24 protein-coding genes are annotated in these 22,793 nt (G+C 64.1%); 14 read left to right on the top strand and 10 right to left on the bottom strand.

Annotation, left to right across the window (positions count from 1 at the left end):
* Nucleotides 1-93: 93 nt before the first annotated feature.
* A complete protein-coding gene (gene dnaB, locus ARADN35_RS0115765; protein ID WP_010463840.1) occupies nt 94-1,509 on the top strand; it encodes a replicative DNA helicase in 1,416 nt (471 codons plus the stop codon).
* Between the two features lie 127 nt (nt 1,510-1,636).
* Here the strand turns inward: dnaB and ARADN35_RS0115770 are convergent, their stop codons facing one another.
* From ARADN35_RS0115770 to ARADN35_RS0115785, 4 genes are all read right to left on the bottom strand, one after another.
* Complete coding sequence (locus ARADN35_RS0115770; RefSeq protein ID WP_010463842.1) at nt 1,637-2,023, bottom strand: hypothetical protein; 387 nt, start codon at nt 2,021-2,023, stop codon at nt 1,637-1,639.
* 1 nt (nt 2,024) lies between these two features.
* Nucleotides 2,025-3,764 (bottom strand): PhoH family protein, encoded by a 1,740-nt coding sequence (locus ARADN35_RS0115775; RefSeq protein ID WP_010463844.1) that lies wholly within the window; start codon nt 3,762-3,764, stop codon nt 2,025-2,027.
* A 194-nt stretch (nt 3,765-3,958) separates the two neighbouring features.
* On the bottom strand, nt 3,959-4,444 hold the full coding sequence (locus ARADN35_RS0115780) for a peroxiredoxin (protein WP_010463846.1): 486 nt from the start codon (nt 4,442-4,444) through the stop codon (nt 3,959-3,961).
* A gap of 225 nt (nt 4,445-4,669) precedes the next feature.
* Complete coding sequence (locus ARADN35_RS0115785) at nt 4,670-5,041, bottom strand: Mth938-like domain-containing protein (RefSeq protein ID WP_010463849.1); 372 nt, start codon at nt 5,039-5,041, stop codon at nt 4,670-4,672.
* Between the two features lie 150 nt (nt 5,042-5,191).
* Here ARADN35_RS0115785 and ARADN35_RS0115790 point away from each other — a divergent pair, with 150 nt between their 5' ends.
* From ARADN35_RS0115790 to moaD, 7 genes are all read left to right on the top strand, one after another.
* The gene (locus ARADN35_RS0115790) at nt 5,192-6,436 is read left to right on the top strand and encodes a pyridoxal phosphate-dependent aminotransferase (RefSeq protein ID WP_010463850.1); all 1,245 of its coding nucleotides are present in this window, start codon (nt 5,192-5,194) and stop codon (nt 6,434-6,436) included.
* A 31-nt stretch (nt 6,437-6,467) separates the two neighbouring features.
* Complete coding sequence (locus ARADN35_RS0115795; protein WP_029414074.1) at nt 6,468-7,493, top strand: DUF1176 domain-containing protein; 1,026 nt, start codon at nt 6,468-6,470, stop codon at nt 7,491-7,493.
* Between the two features lie 64 nt (nt 7,494-7,557).
* The gene (locus ARADN35_RS0115800; protein WP_010463854.1) at nt 7,558-8,892 is read left to right on the top strand and encodes a homoserine dehydrogenase; all 1,335 of its coding nucleotides are present in this window, start codon (nt 7,558-7,560) and stop codon (nt 8,890-8,892) included.
* Nucleotides 8,892-10,331: a threonine synthase gene (gene thrC / locus ARADN35_RS0115805; protein ID WP_010463856.1), complete on the top strand. Its 1,440-nt coding sequence runs from the start codon at nt 8,892-8,894 to the stop codon at nt 10,329-10,331. The genes ARADN35_RS0115800 and thrC overlap by 1 nt, the downstream gene beginning before the upstream one ends.
* 147 nt (nt 10,332-10,478) lie before the next feature.
* A complete protein-coding gene (gene mobB, locus ARADN35_RS0115810) occupies nt 10,479-11,036 on the top strand; it encodes a molybdopterin-guanine dinucleotide biosynthesis protein B (RefSeq protein WP_010463859.1) in 558 nt (185 codons plus the stop codon).
* Nucleotides 11,033-12,283, top strand: coding sequence for a molybdopterin molybdotransferase MoeA (locus ARADN35_RS0115815; protein ID WP_029414075.1), 1,251 nt, complete (start codon nt 11,033-11,035; stop codon nt 12,281-12,283). The genes mobB and ARADN35_RS0115815 overlap by 4 nt, the downstream gene beginning before the upstream one ends.
* Nucleotides 12,280-12,531, top strand: coding sequence for a molybdopterin converting factor subunit 1 (gene moaD / locus ARADN35_RS0115820; protein ID WP_010463863.1), 252 nt, complete (start codon nt 12,280-12,282; stop codon nt 12,529-12,531). Before ARADN35_RS0115815 ends, moaD begins: the two co-directional genes overlap by 4 nt.
* A gap of 33 nt (nt 12,532-12,564) precedes the next feature.
* Here the strand turns inward: moaD and dapA are convergent, their stop codons facing one another.
* The 3 genes from dapA to ARADN35_RS0115840 all read right to left on the bottom strand — a co-directional run bounded on the left by dapA (nt 12,565) and on the right by ARADN35_RS0115840 (nt 14,342).
* On the bottom strand, nt 12,565-13,443 hold the full coding sequence (gene dapA, locus ARADN35_RS0115825) for a 4-hydroxy-tetrahydrodipicolinate synthase (RefSeq protein ID WP_010463865.1): 879 nt from the start codon (nt 13,441-13,443) through the stop codon (nt 12,565-12,567).
* Between the two features lie 272 nt (nt 13,444-13,715).
* A complete protein-coding gene (locus tag ARADN35_RS0115835; protein WP_010463868.1) occupies nt 13,716-14,078 on the bottom strand; it encodes a hypothetical protein in 363 nt (120 codons plus the stop codon).
* 9 nt (nt 14,079-14,087) lie between these two features.
* Entirely contained in the window at nt 14,088-14,342 is a 255-nt protein-coding gene (locus tag ARADN35_RS0115840; RefSeq protein WP_010463870.1) for a hypothetical protein, read from the bottom strand.
* Between the two features lie 85 nt (nt 14,343-14,427).
* Between ARADN35_RS0115840 and ARADN35_RS0115845 the strand changes: the two genes are divergently transcribed.
* On the top strand, nt 14,428-14,658 hold the full coding sequence (locus tag ARADN35_RS0115845; RefSeq protein WP_010463872.1) for a hypothetical protein: 231 nt from the start codon (nt 14,428-14,430) through the stop codon (nt 14,656-14,658).
* A 51-nt stretch (nt 14,659-14,709) separates the two neighbouring features.
* Complete coding sequence (locus tag ARADN35_RS0115850) at nt 14,710-15,183, top strand: molybdenum cofactor biosynthesis protein MoaE (RefSeq protein WP_010463873.1); 474 nt, start codon at nt 14,710-14,712, stop codon at nt 15,181-15,183.
* 238 nt (nt 15,184-15,421) lie between these two features.
* On the opposite strand, the gene ARADN35_RS0115855 is transcribed toward ARADN35_RS0115850, so the two are convergent.
* The 3 genes from ARADN35_RS0115855 to ARADN35_RS28225 all read right to left on the bottom strand — a co-directional run bounded on the left by ARADN35_RS0115855 (nt 15,422) and on the right by ARADN35_RS28225 (nt 18,250).
* Nucleotides 15,422-17,185, bottom strand: a complete 1,764-nt coding sequence (locus ARADN35_RS0115855; RefSeq protein WP_010463875.1) for an ATP-binding response regulator — start codon at nt 17,183-17,185, stop codon at nt 15,422-15,424.
* Entirely contained in the window at nt 17,182-17,790 is a 609-nt protein-coding gene (locus ARADN35_RS0115860; RefSeq protein WP_029414077.1) for a response regulator, read from the bottom strand. The genes ARADN35_RS0115855 and ARADN35_RS0115860 overlap by 4 nt, the downstream gene beginning before the upstream one ends.
* A gap of 76 nt (nt 17,791-17,866) precedes the next feature.
* The gene (locus ARADN35_RS28225) at nt 17,867-18,250 is read right to left on the bottom strand and encodes a hypothetical protein (protein WP_159103195.1); all 384 of its coding nucleotides are present in this window, start codon (nt 18,248-18,250) and stop codon (nt 17,867-17,869) included.
* A gap of 70 nt (nt 18,251-18,320) precedes the next feature.
* Between ARADN35_RS28225 and ARADN35_RS28230 the strand changes: the two genes are divergently transcribed.
* From ARADN35_RS28230 to ARADN35_RS0115880, 4 genes are all read left to right on the top strand, one after another.
* The gene (locus ARADN35_RS28230; protein WP_159103196.1) at nt 18,321-18,674 is read left to right on the top strand and encodes an IPTL-CTERM sorting domain-containing protein; all 354 of its coding nucleotides are present in this window, start codon (nt 18,321-18,323) and stop codon (nt 18,672-18,674) included.
* A 404-nt stretch (nt 18,675-19,078) separates the two neighbouring features.
* The gene (locus tag ARADN35_RS0115870) at nt 19,079-19,411 is read left to right on the top strand and encodes a collagen-like protein (protein ID WP_010463881.1); all 333 of its coding nucleotides are present in this window, start codon (nt 19,079-19,081) and stop codon (nt 19,409-19,411) included.
* Nucleotides 19,412-19,656: 245 nt separating this feature from the next.
* The gene (clpB, locus tag ARADN35_RS0115875) at nt 19,657-22,263 is read left to right on the top strand and encodes an ATP-dependent chaperone ClpB (RefSeq protein ID WP_010463883.1); all 2,607 of its coding nucleotides are present in this window, start codon (nt 19,657-19,659) and stop codon (nt 22,261-22,263) included.
* A 75-nt stretch (nt 22,264-22,338) separates the two neighbouring features.
* Entirely contained in the window at nt 22,339-22,695 is a 357-nt protein-coding gene (locus ARADN35_RS0115880) for a hypothetical protein (RefSeq protein ID WP_010463884.1), read from the top strand.
* Nucleotides 22,696-22,793 lie beyond the last annotated feature (98 nt).

Here is a 22,793-nt window from a genome sequence, read left to right on the forward strand (position 1 = left end):
TCCACGGATTACCCACAGGCTTGTCCCCCGGCCGTTGCTCTGATGTGGCAAGTGCCGGGAATGTATTTTGTCAGGCTCTGTCCGGAGAATCCCATGTCTGCTGTCTTTCCCCCGTTGGATGACCAAGGCTTCGCGCCCCCTCCCGACCGCGAAATCGCCCAGTTGCGCGTGCCGCCGCACTCCATCGAGGCGGAGTCCAGTGTGCTGGGAGGGCTGCTGCTGGACAACAACGCCTGGGACCGCGTGGGTGACCTGCTGGTGGAGAGCCACTTCTACCGGCATGAGCATCAGATGGTCTATTCGGCCATCGGTGCGCTGATCAATGCCAGCAAACCGGCCGACGTCATCACGGTGTTCGAGCACCTGCAGAACCAGGGCAAGGCGCAGGAAATGGGGGGGCTGGCCTACCTGAACAACCTGGCGCAGTACGTACCCAGCGCGAGCAATATCCGCCGCTACGCGGAAATCGTGCGCGAGCGCGCCATCCTGCGCAAGCTGGTCACGGCCAGTGACGAAATCTCGACCAATGCCTTCAACCCGCAGGGCAAGACGGTCGAGCGCATCCTGGATGAGGCCGAGGCCAAGATCTTCGCCATTGGCGAAGAGGGCTCGCGCACCAAGCAGGGCTTCCAGTCGCTCGACACCCTGGTGATCGACCTGCTCGACCGGGTGCAGGAGATGGCGGACAACCCGGTGGATGTGACCGGCGTGCCCACCGGCTTTGCCGACCTGGACCGCATGACGTCCGGCCTGCAGGCGGGCGACATGGTCGTGCTGGCAGCCCGCCCATCCATGGGCAAGACCTCGTTCGCGGTGAACATCGCCGAACACGTGGCGCTCAATGAAGGCCTGCCGGTCGCTATCTTCTCGATGGAAATGGGCGCCGCCCAGTTGGCCGTGCGTATCGTCGGCTCCATCGGCCGCGTGAACCAGGGCAACCTTCGCACCGGCAAGCTCACGGACGACGAGTGGCCGCGCCTGACGGAAGCCATTGAAAAGCTGCGCACGGTCTCGCTGCACATCGACGAGACGCCTGGCCTGACGCCGGGTGAGCTGCGTGCCAATGCCCGCCGTCTGGCGCGCCAGTGCGGCAAGCTGGGCCTGATCGTGGTGGACTATTTGCAACTCATGAGCGGCTCGGGTTCCTCCAGTTCGGACAACCGCGCCACCGAGCTGGGCGAGATCTCCCGGGGTTTGAAGATGCTGGCCAAAGAGCTGCAGTGCCCGGTGATCGCGCTGTCGCAGCTCAACCGCTCGGTGGAGCAGCGCACCGACAAGCGTCCCATGATGTCCGACCTGCGCGAGTCGGGCGCCATTGAGCAGGATGCCGACATCATCATGTTCATCTACCGCGACGACTACTACAACAAGGACTCGAAGGAGCCCAACGTCGCGGAGGTCATCATCGGCAAGCAGCGGAACGGGCCCACTGGCACCGTGAAGCTGTTCTTCCAGAAGAACCAGACGCGTTTCGAGAACCTGGCGATGGGCTCGGGCGACGATTTCTAATGAAAATAGCTGCTGGCGCTTATCCTATAAGCGCTGGCAGCTATTGAATTTATAGCATTTTCGCAGTGCCCGGGTGAAGGTGCCGTGCAACGCCTGTGTATTCGCCTTTGTTGTGTGCTGGTGGCCCTTACTGTCGCAGCGCCCACACCATCAAACCTATACAGCCCGCCGCCAGAACACCCACGGCCACCATGAGTTGTCGATGGCGCTGGCGCAGCACTTCCACGGCCTGCACGACCTGGGCGTTCTGTTCGGCCAGGGACTGGATCAGCGCCGCGGACTCCTGCTGTTCCTGCTCCAGCCGCGCGACACGGTCGCGCAGATGCTGCAGCTGCAGGGCGACCGGAATGGCGGGCTCGCTGCCGGCACCTTCGAGTGCATCTGCAGCCGCCTCGGCATTTCCTTTTTGGGTGGTGCCCAGCAGCTTTCTGGCCGCTTGGAGGATCTGGGGCGTCGCCTCGATGACGTCGCCCCAGGGCACCAGTTTCAGTGCTGCAACCCAGCCCACCGCCAACTCAAAGCACCTCGCTGGCGAAATCTGCCAGGCGTGAGCGTTCACCCCGCGCCAGCGTGATGTGCCCACTGTGCGGCCAGCCCTTGAAGCGGTCCACTGCAAAGGTCAGACCCGACGAGCCTTCGGTCAAGTAGGGGGTGTCGATCTGTGCCAGGTTGCCCATGCAGATGATCTTGGTGCCGGGGCCGGCCCGCGTGATCAGCGTCTTCATCTGCTTGGGCGTCAGGTTCTGTGCCTCGTCGATGATCACGTACTTGTTCAGGAAGGTGCGCCCGCGCATGAAGTTCATGCTCTTGATCTTGATGCGGCTGCGGATGAGTTCGTTGGTGGCAGCCCGGCCCCATTCGCCCGCATTGCCGCCATCGCCCTTGGCAAGGAACTCCAGGTTGTCGTCCAGCGCGCCCATCCAGGGGCCCATCTTTTCTTCCTCGGTGCCGGGCAGGAAACCGATGTCCTCGCCCACGCTCACCGTGGCGCGGGTCATGATGATCTCGGTATAGCGGCGGTCGTCCAGCACCTGGGTCAGGCCTGCGGCCAGGGCCAACAGGGTCTTGCCGGTGCCGGCCGTGCCGGTCAGCGTCACGAAGTCGATCTCGGGGTCCATGAGCAGGTTCATGGCGTAGTTCTGCTCGCGGTTGCGCGTGGTCACGCCCCACACGGCGTTCTTGGCCGAGCCGTAGTCCTTGAGCGTCTGCAGCACCGCTGTCTTTTCGCGGATTTCGCTCACGCGCGCAAACAGGCTGGGCTCACCGGGGGCCTCGAAGTACACGAACTGGTTGATCATCAGCTGCGGCACGATGGGCCCGCCGATGCGGTAGTACGTGTGGGCGCCACTTTGCCAGCTCTCCACATTCTTGCCACTCTTGGCCCAGAAATCGGGGGGCAGTGCCAGCACGCCGGCATAGAGCAGGTCGCCGTCTTCCAGCGTCTTGTCGTTCTGGTAGTCCTCGGCGTTCAGGCCCAGGGCACGCGCCTTGACGCGCATGTTGATGTCCTTGGACACCAGCACCACCTCGCGCGGCGCGTGCAGCTTGCGCAATGCCTCCACCACGCCCAGGATCTGGTTGTCGGCCTTGCCCGGTGGCAGGCTGGTGGGCAGGCTGTAGTCCAGCGGCGCGGTCTGGAAGAACAGGTGCCCGCCAGCGGCGCGCTGGCCTGTGGAGTCGAGCTTGAGGCCGTGGGCGATGTCGGCGCCGTGCACGCCAGCCAGGGCGTCCAGGGTGCGGCTGGTCTGGCGGCCGTTGCGGGCGACCTCGGTCATGCCCTTCTTGTGCCCATCCAGTTCCTCCAACACGATCATCGGCAGGAAGATGTCGTGTTCTTCAAAGCGGAACAGGCTGGTGGGGTCGTGCAACAGCACGTTGGTGTCCAGCACAAAAAGCTTGGTCGGGCCTTGCGGGGCGGACTTTCTGCCACGCGTGGTGGAGGGTGCGGCAGCGTTTGCCATCGTGGGTGCGGCACCGGTGGTGCGCGCCTTCCGTGTCGTGGTCGTACGGGTTGCGGGCTCCGGCGCGCGGGCGCGGGTCTCGACCTGGACGAGCGGTGCAGTGGCCGGTTTGGCGGTCGCTGATGCCACGCTGTCGGCCTTGCGTCCCGGGCGGGCTGCGGGTGTTGCGCGCGCGGCGGGCGCCACCACGGGCTCGTTGGCAGAGGTCTGTGACACCCGAGGGCGGGCCGTGACTTCAAAGGCTTCTGGCGCGAGGAGTGCAGCGCGCCGGCTGGGGGCGGGGGGCAGGGGCATGGTGGCAGGGCCTCGGTCGGTAAAAGAAAATGAAATAGGGGGTCAGAAAGCAAAAAGCCGCCTGGAGGCCAAGGCGGCTTTTTGGGGAGGGACAAACGTCGCGGTAACCAGGGGCATAAATCCATTATGCCTACTCCCGATGTCTTGCCTGGGCAAAACAAGTGGGGTGTCGCGCCAATGCCCCAATGTGCAGATCAGGCGGCCTTTTTCAGGGCCTTGATGGATTTGACGGCTTTCAGGACTTCATCCACATGGCCGGGTACCTTGAGGCCACGCCACTCCTGGACCAGAAGGCCATCGGGGCCGATCAGGAAGGTGCTGCGCTCGATGCCCTTGACCTTCTTGCCGTACATGATCTTGTTCTTGACCACGCCGAACATGTGGCACATTTTCTCTTCGGTGTCCGCGATGAGCTCAAAGGGCAGCTCCAGCTTCTCCTTGAAATCGTCGTGCGACTTCATGTTGTCGCGGGACACGCCGAACACGGCAGCGCCCGCCTTCACAAAGTCCTTGTACTTGTCGCGAAACTGCATGGCCTCCGTGGTGCAGCCAGGCGTGTTGTCCTTGGGATAGAAGTAGAGAACCAGAATTTGGCCAAGGTGGGAGGTATTGGAGACCTTGAGTCCACCGGTAGCGTTGGCTTCAAATTCAGGGAGGGGTTTGTTGACAACGATCGCCATATCACTTCAATCTCTCAGGATGTAGTCGTTGATAAGCCGGGGGAGCTAGTGTGTTATTGCTCTTGGTGGTGCCCCCGACCGCAACCGGTGATTTTACCCCGAAATTGCCCCTCGGCCAAATGTAAGACAGTGTGTCCGGCCCGGAGTGCCGGGCATCTAGGCAAAGCGCTGCATAGGTGTCGGCGCCGAAGCTGGGGCCTGAATGACAGGCTGCAGACCTGCCATTCAGGTTTCCAGGATCAATGCCGCCACCACGTTTCGCCCTTCGCTGGCCAGAATGTTGTAGGTGCGGCAGGCGGCCGGGGTATCCATGGTCTCCAGCCCCAGTCGGCGGGCGATGAGTGGGGCCAGCCAGGCCGGCGGCGGAAACCGGTTGCGTGTGCCACTGCCAAAAATGATCAGCTCTGTCTCCAGGGCGGCCAATTGCGCGAAGTGTTCGGGGGTCAGGTCTTCAAAACGTGTGCAGGCCCAAGCTTCGCGCAGGCCATTCGACCCGATGATGACGCTGTGCGTGATCCTCTCGGCATCCACGCCGATCCAGCCTGGGCCGTAACCGCTGATGGTTTGTGCGTTCGAGCGGTCGGGCTGGAATTTCATGGATGTTGGCGTGGGTTGCAGGCGGTGGCACTGCGGGTGGGCCGGGGCGCAGGGCCCGGGGGCGCTTGTGATCTGTGGTCAAATTATAGGTTTCGCCAAGGTGCCAGCCGCTCTGGCCGCCACCTGACCCCACTGCACCACCGTCAGCGCATGAAAACCGTCCAAAAATCCGCCAAGCTCGCCAACGTCTGCTATGACATCCGGGGGCCCATCATGGACGCGGCCAAGCAGATGGAGGAGGACGGCCACAAGATCATCAAGCTCAACATCGGCAACCTGGCTGTGTTCGGGTTTGATGCGCCCGAGGAGATCCAGCTCGACATGATCCGCAACCTGCCCAATTCGGCGGGCTATTCGGACAGCAAGGGCATCTTTGCAGCGCGCAAGGCGGTGATGCACGAGACGCAGAAGCAGGGCATCAAGGGCGTGATGCTGGACGACATTTACCTGGGCAATGGCGCCAGCGAGTTGATCGTCATGGCGACCAATGCGCTGCTCGACAATGGCGACGAGCTGCTGCTGCCCTCGCCCGACTATCCGTTGTGGACAGCGGCGGCCAGCCTGTCGGGCGGCACCCCGGTGCATTACCTGTGCGAAGAAGCCAACGGCTGGATGCCCGACCTGGCCGACATCCGCTCCAAGATCACGTCCCGCACCAAGGGCATCGTGGTCATCAATCCGAACAACCCCACGGGCGCACTGTATTCGGACGCGCTGCTCAAGGGCATCGTTGCCATTGCGCGCGAGCACGGTCTGGTCATCTTTGCGGACGAGGTGTATGACAAGGTGCTGTACGACGGCGCCAAGCACACGGCCATCGGCTCGCTGAGCGAGGATGTGCTCACACTCACCTTCAATTCACTGTCCAAGAGCTACCGCTCCTGCGGCTATCGGGCCGGTTGGCTGGTGGTATCGGGCGACAAGAAGCCCGCCAAGGACTACATCGAGGGTCTGAACATGCTCTCGAACATGCGCCTGTGCGCCAACGTGCCCGGCCAGTGGGCGGTGCAGACCGCGCTGGGCGGTTACCAGAGCATCAACGAGTTGGTGGGCGATGGCGGACGCCTGCGCAAGCAGCGCGATCTGGCCTACGAACTCATCACTGCCATCCCGGGCGTGACCTGCGTCAAGCCGCAGGCGGCTCTCTATATGTTCCCGCGCCTGGACCCTGCCGTGTACCCCATTGAGGACGACCAGCAGTTCTTCCTGGAACTGCTGCAGGAAACCAAGGTCATGCTGGTGCAAGGCACCGGCTTCAACTGGGCCGCGCCCGACCATTTCCGCATTGTGTTCCTGCCCCATGAGGATGACCTGCGTGACGCCATCGGCCGCGTGGCCCGCTTCCTTGAACAGTACCGCAAGCGCAAGCAGGCAGTGGCTGTTGCTGCTGCCTGAGGTGGCGTGGCGCCGAGTGAGCCCATCTTCCATGCGCATTCGCTCTGATGCTCACCGGGCCTGGCACTTCATGGCGTGCGCGCTGGCGTTCGCCGCTCCATTGGTGCCTGTACAGGCTGCAGATAACAAAGGTGCCGTCAGTTTCCAGCACAAGGACTGGGCACTGCAGTGCGACAACACCCGCACCTGCCGGGCTGTGGGCTACCAGCCCGAGTCGGGCGACTCCGAGCCCGTCTCCATCCTCCTGACCCGCGACGCCGGGCCTGACACGCCGGTGCTGGTGGGTTTTCAGGTCTCTACGGAGAAAACCACTCCTGCATCGCTGCACCTCAAGGTCGGCAAGCTTTCATTGCCAGGCCTCAAGGGCGACGCCCCGCAGGTGGCGGCAGGCGACGTGCCTCGCCTGCTGCAAGAGCTGCTCAAGAATGAAGAAGCCACCCTCGTCGCCGGCAAGGACCGGTGGGTGCTGTCGCTCGCCGGGGCCAGTGCCGTGCTGCTCAAGATGGACGAGGCCCAGGGCCGTGTGGGCACCCCAGGCGCGCTGGTGCGTCGTGGCACGCGGCCTGAAGCCTCTGTGCTGCCGCCCGTACCGGCACCGGTGGTCAAGGCCGTGAGCCCGCTGCCCACGCGCAAGGGCGATGCAACGCTGGCCAAGCCCCTGATCGCGGCGCTGGACCGCGCCAGCGCGGAGGGCCAGTGCAATGGCGACGACCCCTTCAACCTAGCCAACGTGCAGGTCTATCGCCTGACGGAGCGCAAGTTGCTGCTGTCCGTGCCCTGCGGCATGGGGGCCTACAACTTCACCAGCCTGCTGTGGATGGCCAACGACCGGCCCCCGTACAAGCCCGAGCCCGTGCAAGACGTGGACGGCGAATTCGATCCCGCCACGGGCAGCGTGCATTCGGCCATGAAGGGGCGCGGCATCGGCGACTGCTGGTGGGTGCGCCAGTGGCAATTTGACGGCCAGGGTTTTGTGCTGACCAGCGAGTCGGGTGACAGCATGTGCCGTGGCTTTGCCGGTGGCGCCTGGCAGTTGCCCAGCTATGTCACGCGGTGATTGTGTGCTGCGCCGTATCGCCTCCTATTCCATCCCCTCTTAAAAAACTCTTCCCACCATTGCTATGAAACCCATCCAAGTAGGCCTTCTGGGCATCGGCACCGTCGGCAGCGGCGTGTTCAACGTGCTCGCGCGCAACCAGGACGAGATCAGCCGCCGGGCTGGCCGTGGCATCGAGATCACCATGGTGGCCGATCTGGACGTGGAGCGTGCCAAATCGGTAGTGGGTGCTGACATCCAGGTCGTCAACGATGCCCGCGCCATCATCGCCAACCCCGACATCGACATCGTCATCGAGTTGATCGGCGGCTACGGCATCGCCCGTGCGCTGGTGCTCGAAGCCATCGCCGCCGGCAAGCACGTGGTCACCGCCAACAAGGCGCTGCTGGCCGTGCACGGCACCGAGATCTTCGCGGCCGCTTCGGCCAAGGGCGTGATGGTGGCCTTCGAGGCCGCCGTGGCCGGTGGCATCCCGATCATCAAGGCGCTGCGCGAAGGGCTCACCGCCAACCGCATCCAGTGGATCGCCGGCATCATCAACGGCACCACCAACTTCATCCTGTCCGAGATGCGCAGCAAGGGACTGGACTTTGATGTGGTGCTCAAGGAAGCCCAGCGCCTGGGCTACGCCGAGGCCGACCCGACCTTCGACATCGAAGGCGTGGACGCCGCGCACAAGGTCACGCTGATGAGCGCCATCGCTTTTGGCATCCCGGTGCAGTTCGACAAGGCCTATGTTGAAGGCATCACCAAGCTTTCAGCCGCTGACATCAAGTACGCCGAGCAACTGGGCTACCGCATCAAGCTGCTCGGTATCACCAAGCGGGTGGACAAGGGCGTGGAGCTGCGCGTGCACCCGAGCCTGGTGCCGTCCAAGCGCCTGATCGCTAACGTCGAAGGCGCGATGAACGCCGTGGTGGTACAGGGCGATGCCGTGGGCACCACGCTGTACTACGGCAAGGGGGCGGGCAGCGAGCCCACCGCCAGCGCCGTGATCGCCGACCTGGTGGACATCGCCCGCCTGCACACGGCCGACCCCGAGCACCGCGTGCCGCACCTGGCCTTCCAGGCCAACACGCTGACCGATGCCATGGGCACGCTGCCGGTGCTGCCCATGAGCGAAGTGGTCACCAGCTACTACCTGCGCCTTCGCGTGGCCGACCAGGCCGGCGTGCTGGCCAAGGTCACCGGCCTGCTGGCCGAGGCGGGCGTGAGCATCGATGCGGTGCTGCAGCGCGAAGCCGATGAGGTCGGCGGCGAAGGCTCCACGCAGACCGACCTGATCATCCTGACCCACGACACCCGCGAAGGCACCATGGACGCCGTGATCGCCCAGATGCAAGCGCTGCCCACGGTGCTGGCGCCCATCACGCGCATCCGCAAGGAGGAACTGAACTGATGCTGTACATCTCCACCCGCGGCCACGCCGACCGCAAGCGTTTTTGCGACATCCTGCTGGAGGGCCTGGCGCCCGATGGCGGCCTGTACCTGCCCGAGCACTACCCTAAGATCAGCGATGCCACGCTGACCAAGCTGCGCAAGGCCTACCACGAGCAAGGCTACGCCGAGCTGGCCTTCCAGATCCTGTCGCTGTACATCGACGACATCCCCGCCGACGACCTGAAGGCCATCTGCGCCAAGACGTACACCGCCGAAGTCTTCGGCACGGGCGAGATCGTGCCCCTGCGCCACCTCGAAGACGGCCTGTGGCTCGAAGCCCTGTCCAACGGCCCCACGCTGGCCTTCAAGGACATGGCCATGCAGCTGCTGGGCAACCTGTTCGAATATGAACTCAAGCGCCGTGGCGAAGAGCTCAATATCCTGGGCGCGACCAGCGGCGACACCGGCAGCGCGGCCGAATACGCCATGCGCGGCAAAGAGGGCGTGCGCGTTTTCATGACCAGCCCGCATGGCCGCATGAGCGCTTTTCAGCAGGCGCAGATGTTCAGCCTGCAGGACGAGAACATCCACAACATCGCCATCGAAGGCGTGTTCGACGACTGCCAGGACATCGTCAAGGCCGTGAGCAACGACCTGGCCTTCAAGCGCAAGTACAAGATCGGCACCGTCAATTCCATCAATTGGGCGCGCCTCTTGGCGCAGGTGGTGTACTACTTCGCGGGCTACATCCAGGCCACGGAGACCAACAGCCAGAAGGTCAGCTTCACCGTGCCTTCAGGCAACTTCGGCAACGTGTGCGCAGGCCATGTGGCGCGGCAGATGGGCTTGCCCATCGACAAGCTGGTGGTGGCTACCAATGAGAACGACGTGCTCGACGAGTTCTTCCGCACGGGCTCGTACCGCGTGCGCGCCGCGGCCGACACGCACGAGACTTCAAGCCCCTCGATGGACATCAGCAAGGCCAGCAACTTCGAACGGTTCATCTTCGACCTGCTGGGCCGCAACGGCCAGCGCACGAACGCGTTGTTTGCGAAAGCGCTGCCCGCTTATGGCCGATTCGATTTGAGTGCCGAACCGCTGTTTGCCGAAGCCGCTACCAAGTACGGCTTTGAAAGCGGCAAGAGCACGCATGCCGACCGCCTGGCCACCATCAAGGACAACTTCGAGCGCCACGGCGTCACCATCGACACCCACACCGCTGACGGCGTGAAGGTGGCGCGCGAGCACCACCAGGACGCCAGCGTGCCGATGATCGTGCTGGAGACTGCGCTGCCTATCAAGTTCGCGGAAACCATCGTCGAAGCCCTGGGCCATGCACCCGAGCGGCCCGCCAAGTTCGCGGGCATCGAAGACCTGCCCAAGCGTGTGCACGTCCTACCTGCCAACGTGCAGTTGGTGAAGCAGTACATCGAGCGCCACTGCGCGCCAGCCCCGTAGGCGGGTGGCCGACAATCCAGAGACGTTTTGCTGCTGCGCAGGCGGTGGACGGCTCCGGATGGCTTGATTTGATATAAAAAATGCCCCTGGCGCTTGTCTGATAAGCGTTAGAAGCTATAAATACAATAGCTAACCAAGGAGCAGTGGATGAAGGTTGTCGGTTTTGCCGGTTTTTCCGGCAGTGGCAAGACCACACTGGTCGAGCAGTTGATCCCCGAGCTGCGGATGCGGGGGCTGCGCGTGTCGGTGGTCAAGCATGCCCACCATAGTTTCGACATCGACCACCCGGGCAAGGACACGTACCGCCACCGCGAGGCGGGGGCCTTCGAGGTGGTGGCTGCCTCGGACAAGCGCCTGATGCTGGTGCGCGAGTTCGAGCAACCCGCCACGCTCAGTGTGCACCACCTGCTGGCCGAGCTGTACCAGGGTGTGGACTGGGTGCTGGTGGAAGGTTTCAAGGACAGCGACCTGCTCAAGGTGGAGGTGTGGCGCGCGCCCGAAGCCGGGCAGCTGGCCAAGCCCGTGCGTTACCCCGAGGACGACTTTGTGGTCGCTGTCGCCACCGATGCCCCGCAGGGCCTGCCTGTGCCCACCCAACTGCCCTTGCTGGATCTCAACGCGCCCGCCCAGGTGGTGGATTGGCTGATCCAGAACCAGCACCGCTTCGACTACGACTGTGAACTCTATGGGGTGGGTCTCGCATGAGTCGCCTGAATACGCCCTTGAAGCCCCTCGATGAAGCATTGGCCGACCTGTTGTTGCAGGCCGCACCTCTGCAGGGCACAGAGAAGGTCGTCACCTTCGATGCGGACGGCCGCGTGCTGGCGCAAAACTGCGTCTCGGCCCTGCAGGTGCCGCCGCAGGACAACAGCGCCATGGATGGGTACGCCGTGCGCTGCGCGGATGTGACGGAGTTGGGCGTGGTGCTGCCGGTGTCACAGCGCATTGCGGCGGGCAGTGCGGGGGATCCGCTGCTGCCAGGGTCGGCTGCGCGCATCTTCACGGGTGCTCCGGTGCCTGCGGGTGCCGACGCGGTCCTGATGCAGGAGGACTGTGAGGCGTTGGCCTCTGCCACCGAGGGTGATGGCCTGGGCCAGGTGCGCATCAACGCCGTGCCCAAGCGGGGCCAATGGATTCGCAGTGCAGGTGAAGACATCACCCGGGGTGCCGTGGTGCTGACGGCAGGAACACGCCTTACCCCGGCCGAGCTGGGCCTGGCCGCCAGCATAGGCTTGCACCAGTTGCAGGTGGCGCGCCGCCCGCGCGTGGCGCTGTTCTCCACGGGCGATGAACTCGTCATGCCCGGCGAGGTTCCGCCCGAGCAGATGCGCCCTGGTGCCATCTACAACAGCAACCGCTTCTTTTTGCGCGCCATGCTGCTGCGCCTGGGCTGCGAGGTGACCGACTTTGGCATCGTGCCCGACCGGCGCGACGCCACCATCGACGCATTGCGCGAGGCGAGTGCCGCACACGACCTGATCCTGACCAGCGGCGGCGTGAGTGTGGGCGAGGAAGACCACATCAAGCCTGCGGTGGAAACGCTAGGCACGCTGGACCTGTGGCAGATCGCCATGAAGCCCGGCAAACCGTTCGCCTATGGCCGCATTGGTGCGGCCCATTTCATGGGCTTGCCGGGCAATCCCGTGTCGAGCTTTCTGACGTTTGCGCTGCTGGTGCGGCCGTTTGTGCTGCGCCTGCAGGGTGTGCAGGATGTGGCTCCTCAATCCATTGCTGCCCGCGCTGATTTCACCTGGCCCAAGGCCGATAAACGCCGCGAGTTTCTGCGTGTGCGGCACAACGCGGCGGGCGGGCTGGATCTGTTCAACAACCAGAGTTCGGGCGTGCTCACTTCTGCCGCCTGGGGCGATGGCGTGGTGGACAACCCGGCGGGCCAGACGATTGCGACGGGAGACACTGTGCAGTTCATCGCTTTCTCGGAGCTGTTGTCATGAAGGTGTCTGTGCGCTACTTTGCCTCCATCCGAGAGGCCATCGGCCAGGGCAGCGAGGCGGTCGAAACCTCTGCCGCCACGCTGGGCGCCCTGCGCGACGAACTCATCGCACGCGGCGGCGCCCACGCCAGTAGCCTTGCACGAGGCCGGGCCGTGCGCATGGCGCTCAACCAGACCTTGAGCGATGAGTCCGCCACCCTGGCCGATGGGGCCGAGGTGGCGTTTTTTCCGCCGGTGACGGGCGGTTAGCCGGGGCGCTCTCGCGCGCGCCGGCAAGTCACCTCAGAGCGCCTTCAAATGATCCTGCAGCGCCTTCGAGGCTGGCATCATCGGGGCGCGCAGCTCGTTGTGCATCCACCCCGCATGCGCCAGCATCGCCTTGAGCGGGGCAGGGTTGGGCTCGGCAAAACACGCTTCCACCCAGGGTTGCAGGGCTTGCCACACGGGGCGGGCTGCTGGCAGGTCGCCTGAGCGCAGCAAGGCCGTCAATTCCACGAAACGCGGTGTCTGCCAGTGCGCGCTGGCCGAGATGGCACCTGCACCCCCCAGGGCCAGCGTATGGAAGATCTGCGCGTCTTCGCCCGTCAACACCTGCAGCCGTCCATCGGCGATCAGGGCCTGCGTCTTGGCCGTGTTGCCGCCACAGTCCTTGATGGCCTGGATGCGCGGATGCGCCGCCAGCGCCAGCAGCGTCTCGGTGGTGAGCGTGGCGCCCGTGCGGTAGGGAATGTCATAAATCAGCAGGGGCACCGCGCTGGCGTCGGCCAGCGTGCGGAACCAGTGCAGCAGGCCTTCTTGCGAGGGGCGGATGTAGTGGGGGGCGGACACCAGCAGGCCCGCCACCGGGTAGTGCGCAAGGGCCCGCACCTGTTCCAGCACATGGCCTTGGTGGTAGCCCGACAGGCCCATCACCACGGGCAACCCCTGGGCGGCGCCCAGCACGGTCTCCAGCACCTGCAGTTGCTCGGCCTTGTCGAGGGCCGCCGCCTCACCGGTCGAGCCGCAGGCCACGAAGCCCGCAACACCGTCGGCGCGCAGCCGGGCGGTGAGGGCGGCCAGGGCCGGATGGTCCACGGCGCCGTCCTTGAACGGTGTGACCAGGGCGATCCAGAGCCCGCTGAACGGCGGCTGGCGGGAGAGAGTGGTGGCGGTAGCAGACATGCGAAGCATCCTTTCAGGGTTCGACCAGGGGAAGAACCGTCCGGAGGGAGTGCGCGCGGAATGCCGGGGAGTGAAAAGAGAAAAGGAAATTTCTCTACCAGGTGGTTCCGTCGCTCATCCGGACGGAACCACAGCTCCGGTCAGACGAGCTCTGGTTTTTTGGCTTTGACCACGCACCGCAATGCCACCGCGGCAGCGGTGGTCATGGCAAAGAGTGTGTGCGTGGGCATGGGGCGCAGTATAGCCAAGCCTCAGCCCGCGCAAAAGGCCATTCAGGGTGTGGGCGGTTGTGGGGGGGCTTCTTCGTCCACCGGCTTGGGCAGTGGTGCCACCAGCACGGGGCACTGCCACACCAGCAGTTCGGCCAGCCGGGTGACGATCCATGTCGCTTCGGCCACCGACACACCGGATTCAACCGTACACAGCCCCGCGTGAATGCGCTGCAGGATCTCGGTTTCAGACGGTGCCTGCACGTGGTACAGCGTTTGTGCGTGCTCCACCAGGTGGCCCGCCAGGTCTTCGCACAGCTCGTAGCGGGCCCGTACGCCATCTGCCTTTTCAGTCAGACGCCCCCGTGCGTCGGTGTACACCGCCATGAAGGAGGGCGGCACGTGGATCTGGTTGTCGTCGTCCATGGGGCGGGCTCAGTCGGGTGTGAACAGCCGCTCGAACTTGGTCTGGTCAGAGGGCAACTCGAAGGTCACCACCTGGCCCATTTTCATGTCCGACAGGCGGCAGGCTCCAAACAGCGTTGTTTTGCCCGCCAGCTCCATCACATCCAGGTCAATGATGGCGTAGGGGTGGGGCACGAAGACCTGGTGCGCGAAGACGTCGCGGACCGTGTTGCGCGGGGACGGATAGAGCTTGTACAGATCGGTTTGAATTGTTTGTGTGGCCATGGGCGTTGACAGGAGCCTGTTCAAAGGTGTCAGCAGTGCGGGTACAGTGCGAGCGAATCGTACAGACAAACCTTTTTACCTATTTATGGCACGAAACAAAAGTGAATGGCCGGCCAAAGTGCTGGCGCTGGTGCGGGGCGGCAATGTGGACGCCGCCATCGCGCAGATCAAGGTGGCGCCCACGGTCGGTGATGTCACTCGCCTGCAAACCCTGCTGGCGCAATTGCCACCTTCCCCTGCGTTGGCACAGTTGCACAGGGTGGTCGAGGAAGAGCGCGCATTGCTGGCCGCACCCCGGTTGCACCGTTCGCCCTGAGTTCCCATCCATTCGCCTTTGCCGCCATCCGTCCCGTAGAGAATTTGTGCCATGACCTTGCCCCGTGTTTCCATCCAGACCGAGGACTTCGACCTGTCCACCGAAGTCGCTGCGCTGCGCCGCGAAAACAAAGGTGTCGGCGCGGTGTGCAGTTTTGTGGGCACCGTGCGGGATCGCAACGAGGGCGACCAAGTGTCTTCCATGGAGCTGGAGCACTACCCCGGCATGACCGAAAAATCCATCGAAACCATGGTGAACGAGGCCTTCCGGCGCTTCGATATTTTTGGCGCCCGCGTGATCCACCGCGTGGGCCTGCTGCAGCCGCTCGACCAGATCGTGCTGGTGGCCGTGACCAGTGCCCACCGGGGCCAGAGTTTTCAGGCCTGCGAATTTTTGATGGACTACCTCAAGACCCAGGCACCGTTCTGGAAGAAGGAAGAAACCGCCCAAGGAGCGCGCTGGGTGGATGCGCGGGTGAGCGACGATGCGGCTGCCGTCCGTTGGGGCTTGCCTGCTCAGCAATGAACCGCTCCATGCCCCGCCGCTGCGGTTTGCGGGCGGGCCTTTGTGGGCCTGCATGGCGATTTCATGTGCGAGGGGCCAGCCACTCACTGCTGCTGCAATCTGTCAGAAATCCGCTCTTATCGCACGCCCCTGTGGCCGCAACTCCGCAGCGCAAAGCACGCGTAGACTCCTGATTTGATAGCTGTTGTCGCTTGCAGGTATTGCGGTAGAGTCCCAAAAAGCTTGCAATCCTTGGGTTTCAACCGCCCATCACCTGGACCATTTGTTCGTGCAGCTGCGTGGGGGACACAGGCTTGTGCAACAGGGGAATGTTGCTGGCGAGGGCCTCGCGCAGGCGGTCGGGGCCGGTGTCTCCAGTGATCAGGAGTGCGGGCAGGTGCAGGCCGCTGTGGGCTCGCACAGCAGCAATGGCCTGGGCACCCGTGGATTGGTCTCGCAATCGGTAGTCGCTGATGATCAGCTGGGGGCAGCGCCGGGCCGCCGCCGCCAGGGCCTGGTCAATCGACTCCACCGCAGTGCAATCACAACCCCAGCTTTGCAGCAACTTCTGCATGCCGTGGCGAACAGCGGCATCGTCGTCAATCACCAGCACATGCAGGTCCAGGCGGCGCATGGGGCGGGCCACGGCTTGTAGGGGGTCGTTGACGACGGTGGCGCGGGCGTTGGGCAGGCGCAGACGAAACACGCTGCCGCGCCGGGGCCGGGAGCACACACTCAATGCATGCCCCAGCGCCCGTGCCAGGCCATCGACAATGGCCAGCCCCAACCCCAAGCCTTTTTCCCGATCGCGCTCAGGGTTGCCCAATTGATGAAACTCCCTGAAGACGGTTTGCAACTGGTCGGCTTCGATGCCAATACCGGTGTCCCACACCTCCAGCACCGTGTCGTCGCCACGCTTTCGGCACCCCACCAGAACCCCGCCGCGCACCGTATAGCGAATGGCGTTGGAAACCAGGTTGCGCAGCATCATCTCCACCAGGACCGGGTCGGAGTCAATGGCCGCGTGGGTTTCGCGCAGGCGCAGCACCAGTCCCTGTGCCAGGGCTTGGGGGGCCAACTCACGGTCAATCTTGTTGAGCAGCGGCTGCAGGTGAAAGGGCGAGCGTCGCACCTCGACCACGCCAGCGTCGATGCGCGAGAAGTCGAGCAGCGTGCCCAGCATGCCGGTGGTGGTATCGGATGTGGCGCGGGCATTCGCCAGAACTTCTTGCTGCTCGGGTGACAAGGGGCTGCGCGACAGCACCTCCAGAAACAGGCCCTGGGCGTGGATGGGTTGACGCAGATCGTGGCTGGCAGCGGCCAGGAAGCGGGTTTTGGCCTGGTTGGCGTGCTCGGCTTCTTGATGAGCGGCCTGGGCTTTGTCGGTTTCGATGCGCAATTGCTGGATCAGCGCCATGTTTTCAAACCGCAGAGTGATGGCATCGAGCGCTACGCGCCCACCGTTGCGCCCTTGGGCCGTGAGGGTCGCCACGTAGACGGTCGAAATCAAGGCCATGGCGATGTAGGCCGGGTCGGGCATCAGCCAGAGCTTCAAGCCCAGGCAGGCCAACGCACTGGTGGCAAAGGCCACGAAAACCGGCATCACCACACAGTTCACGGCCATGGCGTTGGCGGTGACGCCGGCCATGACCGCCATCACCAGGGCGGTCCCTACCACGGTGGCCGAGTCCAATCCTGCCCAAGCCAGCCCGGCCCAGATGGCGCCGTCGAGGCCGTTGATGGCGATCAAAATCCACACGTGGCGGACGGCCGTGGACTCGGTCAGATCGCCGCTCAGCGCGAACCGCGCATGAAATACATGGACCAACCGCGACACCACCACCGCGGCAGCCCACACCCACAGGCCCAGAGCGTTGCTGGGGTTGGACATCATCCACAACACAATGGCCAGCAGCGGGAAGATGGGGAGCAGCGACGGCCCCACATTGCCCATCAGCAGGCGCAGCAGCTCGACCAGGATGCGGTCGCCAGGCAGGCGCAGAAGTTGTTGGGGGCGGTTCATCCCACCAGCCCCTTGCGGCGGGCGGCAAACACCGCCTCGGACCGATTGGACACACCCAGGTGCGCCAGGATGGCCTGCACATGCACCCGCACCGTGTTTTCTGCGAGTCCCAACTTGCGCCCGATGGCCTTGTTGGTCAAGCCCTGGCACAACTGGTCCAGCACTTCGCATTGCCGGGGGGTCAGGCCAGAAGGGGTCTGGGGCACGGCGGGCGTTGAGGGCAGCGTCCCGCCCGCAAGGGGCAGCGCCAGCACCTGTTTGACCACCGACAGAATATCGTCCGCCGTCTGCTCTTTGGACACGAAGGCCGACGCGCCCTGTTCCATGGCCAGACGCATTGCGTCGGGTGAGGGGTCTGCGGTTAGCACCACGATGGGGGTCTTGGCCCAACGCCGCTGAAGCAGCGCCATGCCATCCAGCCCATTGAGCCCCTGAAGCCGCACGTCCAGCAGGATGAGCTGGGGCGGTGCCACCTGTTGCAGGGCCTCGTCGATGGAGCCCGCCTTGAGCACCTCCAGGTCGCTGAGCACAGACCTCAGCAACAGATGCAACCCCGTGCGGAACATGGCGTGGTCGTCAATCAGCAGAACACGGGTAGGTGGCATGGGCGGGGACTGTACCCTGCCCAACCCCCGCCCATGCCCACTGATGCTGCGGGTGTTGTGTCCTAGCTCAATTGGACTATAGGGCGACGGAGAAGGCATTTTTAGCATTGCCGGCGAGTCTTGACACTTTCATCTTTAGAAAAAAGTTTGTGTCAACGCCTTCGAGGGTGCTCAGTGCTGTCTTGCTGAAACGCATTGCTGCGACGTCAGCGATGCCAAGGCGACGTGAGTCCATCCCTGTCTGGCCGTTCAAACCATGGGTGGCCGTTCTTTTCCTTCTTGAATGAGTAGATATGTTGAAAAAATTCCTGGTAGCTGTGGTGTCCTGCTTGGCGCTGAGTCCTGCTTTCGCTGTGCTGACGTTCACGCTGACCGAGGCCGGCGGTAACGTGGTGCTGACGGCAAGTGGGAATGTGAATACCTCGGCCTTGACCCCCTTTGGTCCTGGCACCTGCACCATGCCGGGGTTAATACTGCCAAGTACCGGTGGTTTGTGCTCTGGAGCCGGTATAGGATTTTCCTACTTGGGCATGACGGGGCCGATGAGTTTTGGCCCGGGGGCACAGACGGGGGGGGTCAGCACATCGGGCGACACCGTGGCGGTGATAGGTGTGGCTGGGGGAGTTCTGCTGCCGGTAGGCTACACATCCGGCTCCGCCCTTTCGGGTACCGCTACTTTTGCAGGCGCCACCTTGACCAGCCTGGGCGTCACGCCTGGCATTTACACCTGGACGTTTGGCTCCGGTGCATCAGCGGATTCCGTGGTGGTGGTTGCTGCGGCGGCTGCGAGCAATGTGCCCACCCTGGGTGAAGGGGCGTTGGTGCTGCTGGCGGGGTTGCTGGGCTGGATGAGCTTGGGTGCGCTGCGTCGGCGTGCTGGCTGACCAGCGCGCATACCCCAGCGTGCGCCGGGTTGCTGGCGTTGCGGGGCGCCTGACGCATGGCCATACGGGCCGAGAGGTAGGCGCTTGTACTGAAATTTCGAGAAAAATTGGCCGCTAGCGCTTATTGGTAAAGCGCTGGAAGCTATAAATTTTGTAGTGATTGTGAATGGGGCGGATGGAGGGTTTCGGCGGCACCAGGACTCCGGCGGCTCATTGGGTTGCGGGATGAGGCATCGCCGGGAACCACAAGCAGTCGTCGGGCCGTCCTACAAGGCGGCAGGGGATGCCTCGATAAATTAGCGCTACCGCTGGCAGTGACTGTTGAAGGCAAAAAGTCACTGCCAGCAAGAAACTCTCCGCACAGTTTCATCATCACGTGCGCTTCATCTCCTACAAGGCTTCCCATGAAAAAATCCCTGCTGCTTGCCGCACTTGTCGCCACCTTTGGTCTTGCCGCTTGCGAGAAAACGGTTGTTACCCCTCCCACCACAGCACCCGTGGTCGTGGTCCCGGGCCCGGCAGGCCCTGCTGGCGCTACGGGCGCAACCGGCTCGACCGGTGCCACGGTGGCCGTTCCCGGCCCTGCGGGCGAAACGGGTGCCACTGGTGCCACCGGTTCCTCGGGTGCCCCCGGCTATGACGGTGCCAAGGGTTCCACCGGCGCTACCGGTGCCACGGGCGATACGGGAGCCGATGGCAAAAAGGGCGATACCGTGATCGTCGTTCCCGCCAAGTAACTCCCGGTGGACCCTAAAAAGCGCAGGCGGTATTCCGCCTGCGCTTTTTGCTTTGCAGGCCCACGGATGCGCAGCCCTTGCCACGCTCTGCGGGGGCGGTCTGAATCGGCGGTGATGAAATGAACCGGTCCAGGGCATCAGGGCGCCTTGGCGGTGATTGATCTGGCGCAAGGCCTGCGCGGGGGCGTCGTCTTGAAATTCCGGAAGATTTGCCCCAAGTGCAGCGCAATTCGGAGGACATCCACATGCGTCTCGACAAATTCACCACCAAGTTTCAGGAAGCCCTGAGCGATGCCCAGAGCATTGCGCTGGGCAATGACCACGCCTACATCGAGCCCGTGCACATGCTCGTGGCCATGCTCAAGCAGGACGACGGCCCCAAGGCGCTGCTGCAGCGTGCGGGCGCCAATGTGCCCGGCCTGCTGGCGGCAGCCGAGGCTGCCGTCAAGCGCCTGCCCCAGGTGCAAGGCAACGACCAGGTGCAAGGCGGCCCCGAGCTCGGCCGCGTGCTGCAGGTGACCGAGAAGGAAGCCATCAAGCGCGGCGACCAGTTCATCGCGAGCGAGCTGTTCTTGCTGGCCGTGATCGACAGCAAGGGCGAGGCGGCGCGCATCGCCAAGGAAAACGGCCTGACCCGCAAGAGCCTGGAGACCGCCATCGACGCGGTGCGCGGCGGCCAGAAGATGGACAGCGCCGAGGCCGAAGGCCAGCGCGGCGCCCTGGCCAAGTACTGCATGGACCTGACCGAGCGCGCCCGCATCGGCAAGCTTGACCCCGTGATCGGCCGTGACGACGAGATCCGCCGCGCCATCCAGGTGCTGCAGCGCCGCACCAAGAACAACCCCGTGCTGATCGGTGAGCCCGGTGTGGGCAAGACCGCCATCGTCGAAGGCCTGGCCCAGCGCATCGTGGCGGGCGAGGTGCCCGAGTCGCTCAAGAACAAGCGCGTGCTGAGTCTGGACATGGCGGCGCTGCTGGCCGGTGCCAAATACCGGGGCGAGTTTGAAGAGCGTCTGAAAAGCGTGCTGAGCGAACTGGCCAAGGACGAAGGCCAGACCATCGTCTTCATCGACGAGCTGCACACCATGGTGGGCGCGGGCAAGGGCGAGGGCGCGATGGACGCGGGCAACATGCTCAAGCCGGCCCTCGCGCGCGGCGAGCTGCACTGCGTGGGCGCGACCACGCTCGACGAGTACCGCAAGTACATCGAGAAGGATGCTGCGCTGGAGCGCCGGTTCCAGAAGATCCTGGTGGGCGAGCCCACGGTGGAGGCCACCATCGCCATCCTGCGCGGCCTGCAGGAAAAATACGAGGTGCACCATGGCGTGGACATCACCGACCCTGCCATCGTGGCCGCGGCCGAGCTGAGCCACCGTTACATCACCGACCGTTTTTTGCCCGACAAGGCGATCGACCTGATCGACGAGGCCGCGTCCAAGATCAAGATCGAGATGGACTCCAAGCCCGAGGTGATGGACAAGCTCGACCGCCGCTTGATCCAGCTGCAGATCGAGCGTGAAGCCGTGCGCCGCGAGAAGGACGAGTCTTCGCAAAAGCGTTTTGCGCTCATCGAGGAAGAGATCACCAAGCTGCAAAAGGAAATCGCCGACTACGACGAGATCTGGCAGTCCGAAAAAGCCCAGGCGCAGGGCAGTGCCCATGTGCGCGAGGCCATCGACAAGCTCAAGTTTCAGATCGAGGAATTCACCCGCAAGGGCGATTTCAACAAGGTGGCCGAGCTGCAGTACGGCAAGCTGCCGGACCTGGAACGCCAGCTAAAAGAAGCGCAGGCGCAAGAGGATGGCAAGGACGGCGCCCCCGCCGCGCGCCGCCTGTTGCGCACGCAGGTGGGTGCCGAAGAAATTGCCGAGGTGGTGAGCCGCGCCACGGGCATTCCCGTGGCCAAGATGATGCAGGGCGAGAAGGACAAGCTCTTGCAGATGGAGACCAAGCTGCACGAGCGCGTGGTGGGCCAGCAGGAAGCCATTGCTGCGGTGGCCAACGCCATCCGCCGCTCGCGCTCGGGCCTCTCCGACCCCAACCGCCCCACCGGCTCGTTCCTGTTCCTCGGCCCCACGGGCGTGGGCAAGACCGAGCTGTGCAAGGCGCTGGCGGGCTTTTTGTTCGACAGCGAAGACCACCTGATCCGCATCGACATGAGCGAGTTCATGGAGAAACATTCGGTGGCCCGCTTGATCGGCGCGCCGCCCGGCTACGTGGGCTACGAGGAGGGTGGCTACCTGACCGAAGCCGTGCGCCGCAAACCCTACAGCGTGCTGCTGCTCGACGAGGTGGAAAAAGCCCACCCTGACGTGTTCAACGTGCTGCTGCAGGTGCTGGACGATGGCCGCCTGACGGACGGCCAGGGCCGTACCGTGGACTTCAAGAACACGGTGATCGTGATGACGAGCAACATCGGCTCGCACCTGATCCAGGCCATGGTGGGGCAGGACTCGGAGGACATCAAGGAAGCGGTGTGGGGCGAGCTCAAGAACCACTTCCGTCCCGAGTTCCTCAACCGGATCGACGAGACGGTGGTGTTCCACGCGCTGGATGCGCAGCACATCGCCTCGATCGCCAAGATCCAGCTGCAACTGTTGCAAACCCGGCTGGCGAAGATGGATTTGGAATTGCAGGTGTCGGACGCGGCCTTGGCAGAATTGGCCAAGGTGGGGTTCGACCCGGTGTTTGGTGCGCGGCCGCTCAAGCGGGCGATCCAGCAGCGCATCGAGAACCCGCTGTCCAAGCTGTTGCTGGAAGGGCGTTTCCCGCCCAAGAGCGTGATCCCGGTCACCGTGAACCCGGTGCTGGAGCCTGGCGTGTTCCAGTTCGGCGTGGCACCGCAGGAGTGATGCGGGCCCGGGAAGGGATAGCGGCTCTAGTCAGGGCTGCCATCCCTTCCCCAAGATGTGAAGGAGAGGTGTCGTTTGAATGAATTTGTTGCGGGCGTTGTGCGCCTGTTGCTGCGGGTGGTGGTCATCGCCATGGGCCTGGTGCTGTTCGCCAGCCTGCTGATCGCCATGATGGTGCTGGCGCTGGTGTGGACGCTGCGCGCAGGCTGGGCACGCCTCACAGGCCAGCCGGTGACCCCCTGGGCCATGCGCATGGATCCCCGCACGGGGTTCAGCACCGTGTTTCGCTCCACGGAGCGCTGGTCGTCCGGTCGCCGTGGTCCTGCGCCGGCCGCAGATGACACCAGCGACGAGACCGCAGCGTCGCGCCGGGGTGGCATCTTGCCTGGCGCCGCTGAGGTCACGGACGTTGAGGCGCGCGAAGTGCGCTGAGGGGGCACTGGCCGGCCGATGCGCCGCGCCTTTGGCGGTCCCGCGTGGAGCTGCTTGCGCAGCGAGTCCGTGTGCCGGTCTCGCCTGTTTTTTCCGTG

It is taken from the genome of Acidovorax radicis N35, assembly GCF_000204195.1.
Classification (GTDB): domain Bacteria; phylum Pseudomonadota; class Gammaproteobacteria; order Burkholderiales; family Burkholderiaceae_C; genus Acidovorax; species Acidovorax radicis.

Bases quoted from the DNA above. Each gene is read 5' to 3' on its own strand.
- dnaB (WP_010463840.1), top strand. From the start codon at position 94: ATGTCTGCTGTCTTTCCCCCGTTGGATGACCAAGGCTTCGCGCCCCCT.
- ARADN35_RS0115780 (WP_010463846.1), bottom strand. From the start codon at position 4,444: ATGGCGATCGTTGTCAACAAACCCCTCCCTGAATTTGAAGCCAACGCT.
- moaD (WP_010463863.1), top strand. From the start codon at position 12,280: ATGAAGGTGTCTGTGCGCTACTTTGCCTCCATCCGAGAGGCCATCGGC.
- ARADN35_RS28225 (WP_159103195.1), bottom strand. From the start codon at position 18,250: ATGGTGCAGGTGCCAGGACCAAAGGGGGTCAAGGCCGAGGTATTCACA.
- ARADN35_RS0115785 (WP_010463849.1), bottom strand. From the start codon at position 5,041: ATGAAATTCCAGCCCGACCGCTCGAACGCACAAACCATCAGCGGTTAC.
- ARADN35_RS0115860 (WP_029414077.1), bottom strand. From the start codon at position 17,790: ATGCCACCTACCCGTGTTCTGCTGATTGACGACCACGCCATGTTCCGC.
- ARADN35_RS0115775 (WP_010463844.1), bottom strand. From the start codon at position 3,764: ATGCCCCTGCCCCCCGCCCCCAGCCGGCGCGCTGCACTCCTCGCGCCA.
- ARADN35_RS0115790 (WP_010463850.1), top strand. From the start codon at position 5,192: ATGAAAACCGTCCAAAAATCCGCCAAGCTCGCCAACGTCTGCTATGAC.
- ARADN35_RS0115835 (WP_010463868.1), bottom strand. From the start codon at position 14,078: ATGGACGACGACAACCAGATCCACGTGCCGCCCTCCTTCATGGCGGTG.
- thrC (WP_010463856.1), top strand. From the start codon at position 8,892: ATGCTGTACATCTCCACCCGCGGCCACGCCGACCGCAAGCGTTTTTGC.
- mobB (WP_010463859.1), top strand. From the start codon at position 10,479: ATGAAGGTTGTCGGTTTTGCCGGTTTTTCCGGCAGTGGCAAGACCACA.
- ARADN35_RS0115870 (WP_010463881.1), top strand. From the start codon at position 19,079: ATGAAAAAATCCCTGCTGCTTGCCGCACTTGTCGCCACCTTTGGTCTT.
- ARADN35_RS0115845 (WP_010463872.1), top strand. From the start codon at position 14,428: ATGGCACGAAACAAAAGTGAATGGCCGGCCAAAGTGCTGGCGCTGGTG.
- ARADN35_RS28230 (WP_159103196.1), top strand. From the start codon at position 18,321: ATGACGGGGCCGATGAGTTTTGGCCCGGGGGCACAGACGGGGGGGGTC.
- ARADN35_RS0115800 (WP_010463854.1), top strand. From the start codon at position 7,558: ATGAAACCCATCCAAGTAGGCCTTCTGGGCATCGGCACCGTCGGCAGC.
- ARADN35_RS0115815 (WP_029414075.1), top strand. From the start codon at position 11,033: ATGAGTCGCCTGAATACGCCCTTGAAGCCCCTCGATGAAGCATTGGCC.
- dapA (WP_010463865.1), bottom strand. From the start codon at position 13,443: ATGTCTGCTACCGCCACCACTCTCTCCCGCCAGCCGCCGTTCAGCGGG.
- ARADN35_RS0115795 (WP_029414074.1), top strand. From the start codon at position 6,468: ATGCGCATTCGCTCTGATGCTCACCGGGCCTGGCACTTCATGGCGTGC.
- ARADN35_RS0115840 (WP_010463870.1), bottom strand. From the start codon at position 14,342: ATGGCCACACAAACAATTCAAACCGATCTGTACAAGCTCTATCCGTCC.
- clpB (WP_010463883.1), top strand. From the start codon at position 19,657: ATGCGTCTCGACAAATTCACCACCAAGTTTCAGGAAGCCCTGAGCGAT.
- ARADN35_RS0115850 (WP_010463873.1), top strand. From the start codon at position 14,710: ATGACCTTGCCCCGTGTTTCCATCCAGACCGAGGACTTCGACCTGTCC.
- ARADN35_RS0115855 (WP_010463875.1), bottom strand. From the start codon at position 17,185: ATGAACCGCCCCCAACAACTTCTGCGCCTGCCTGGCGACCGCATCCTG.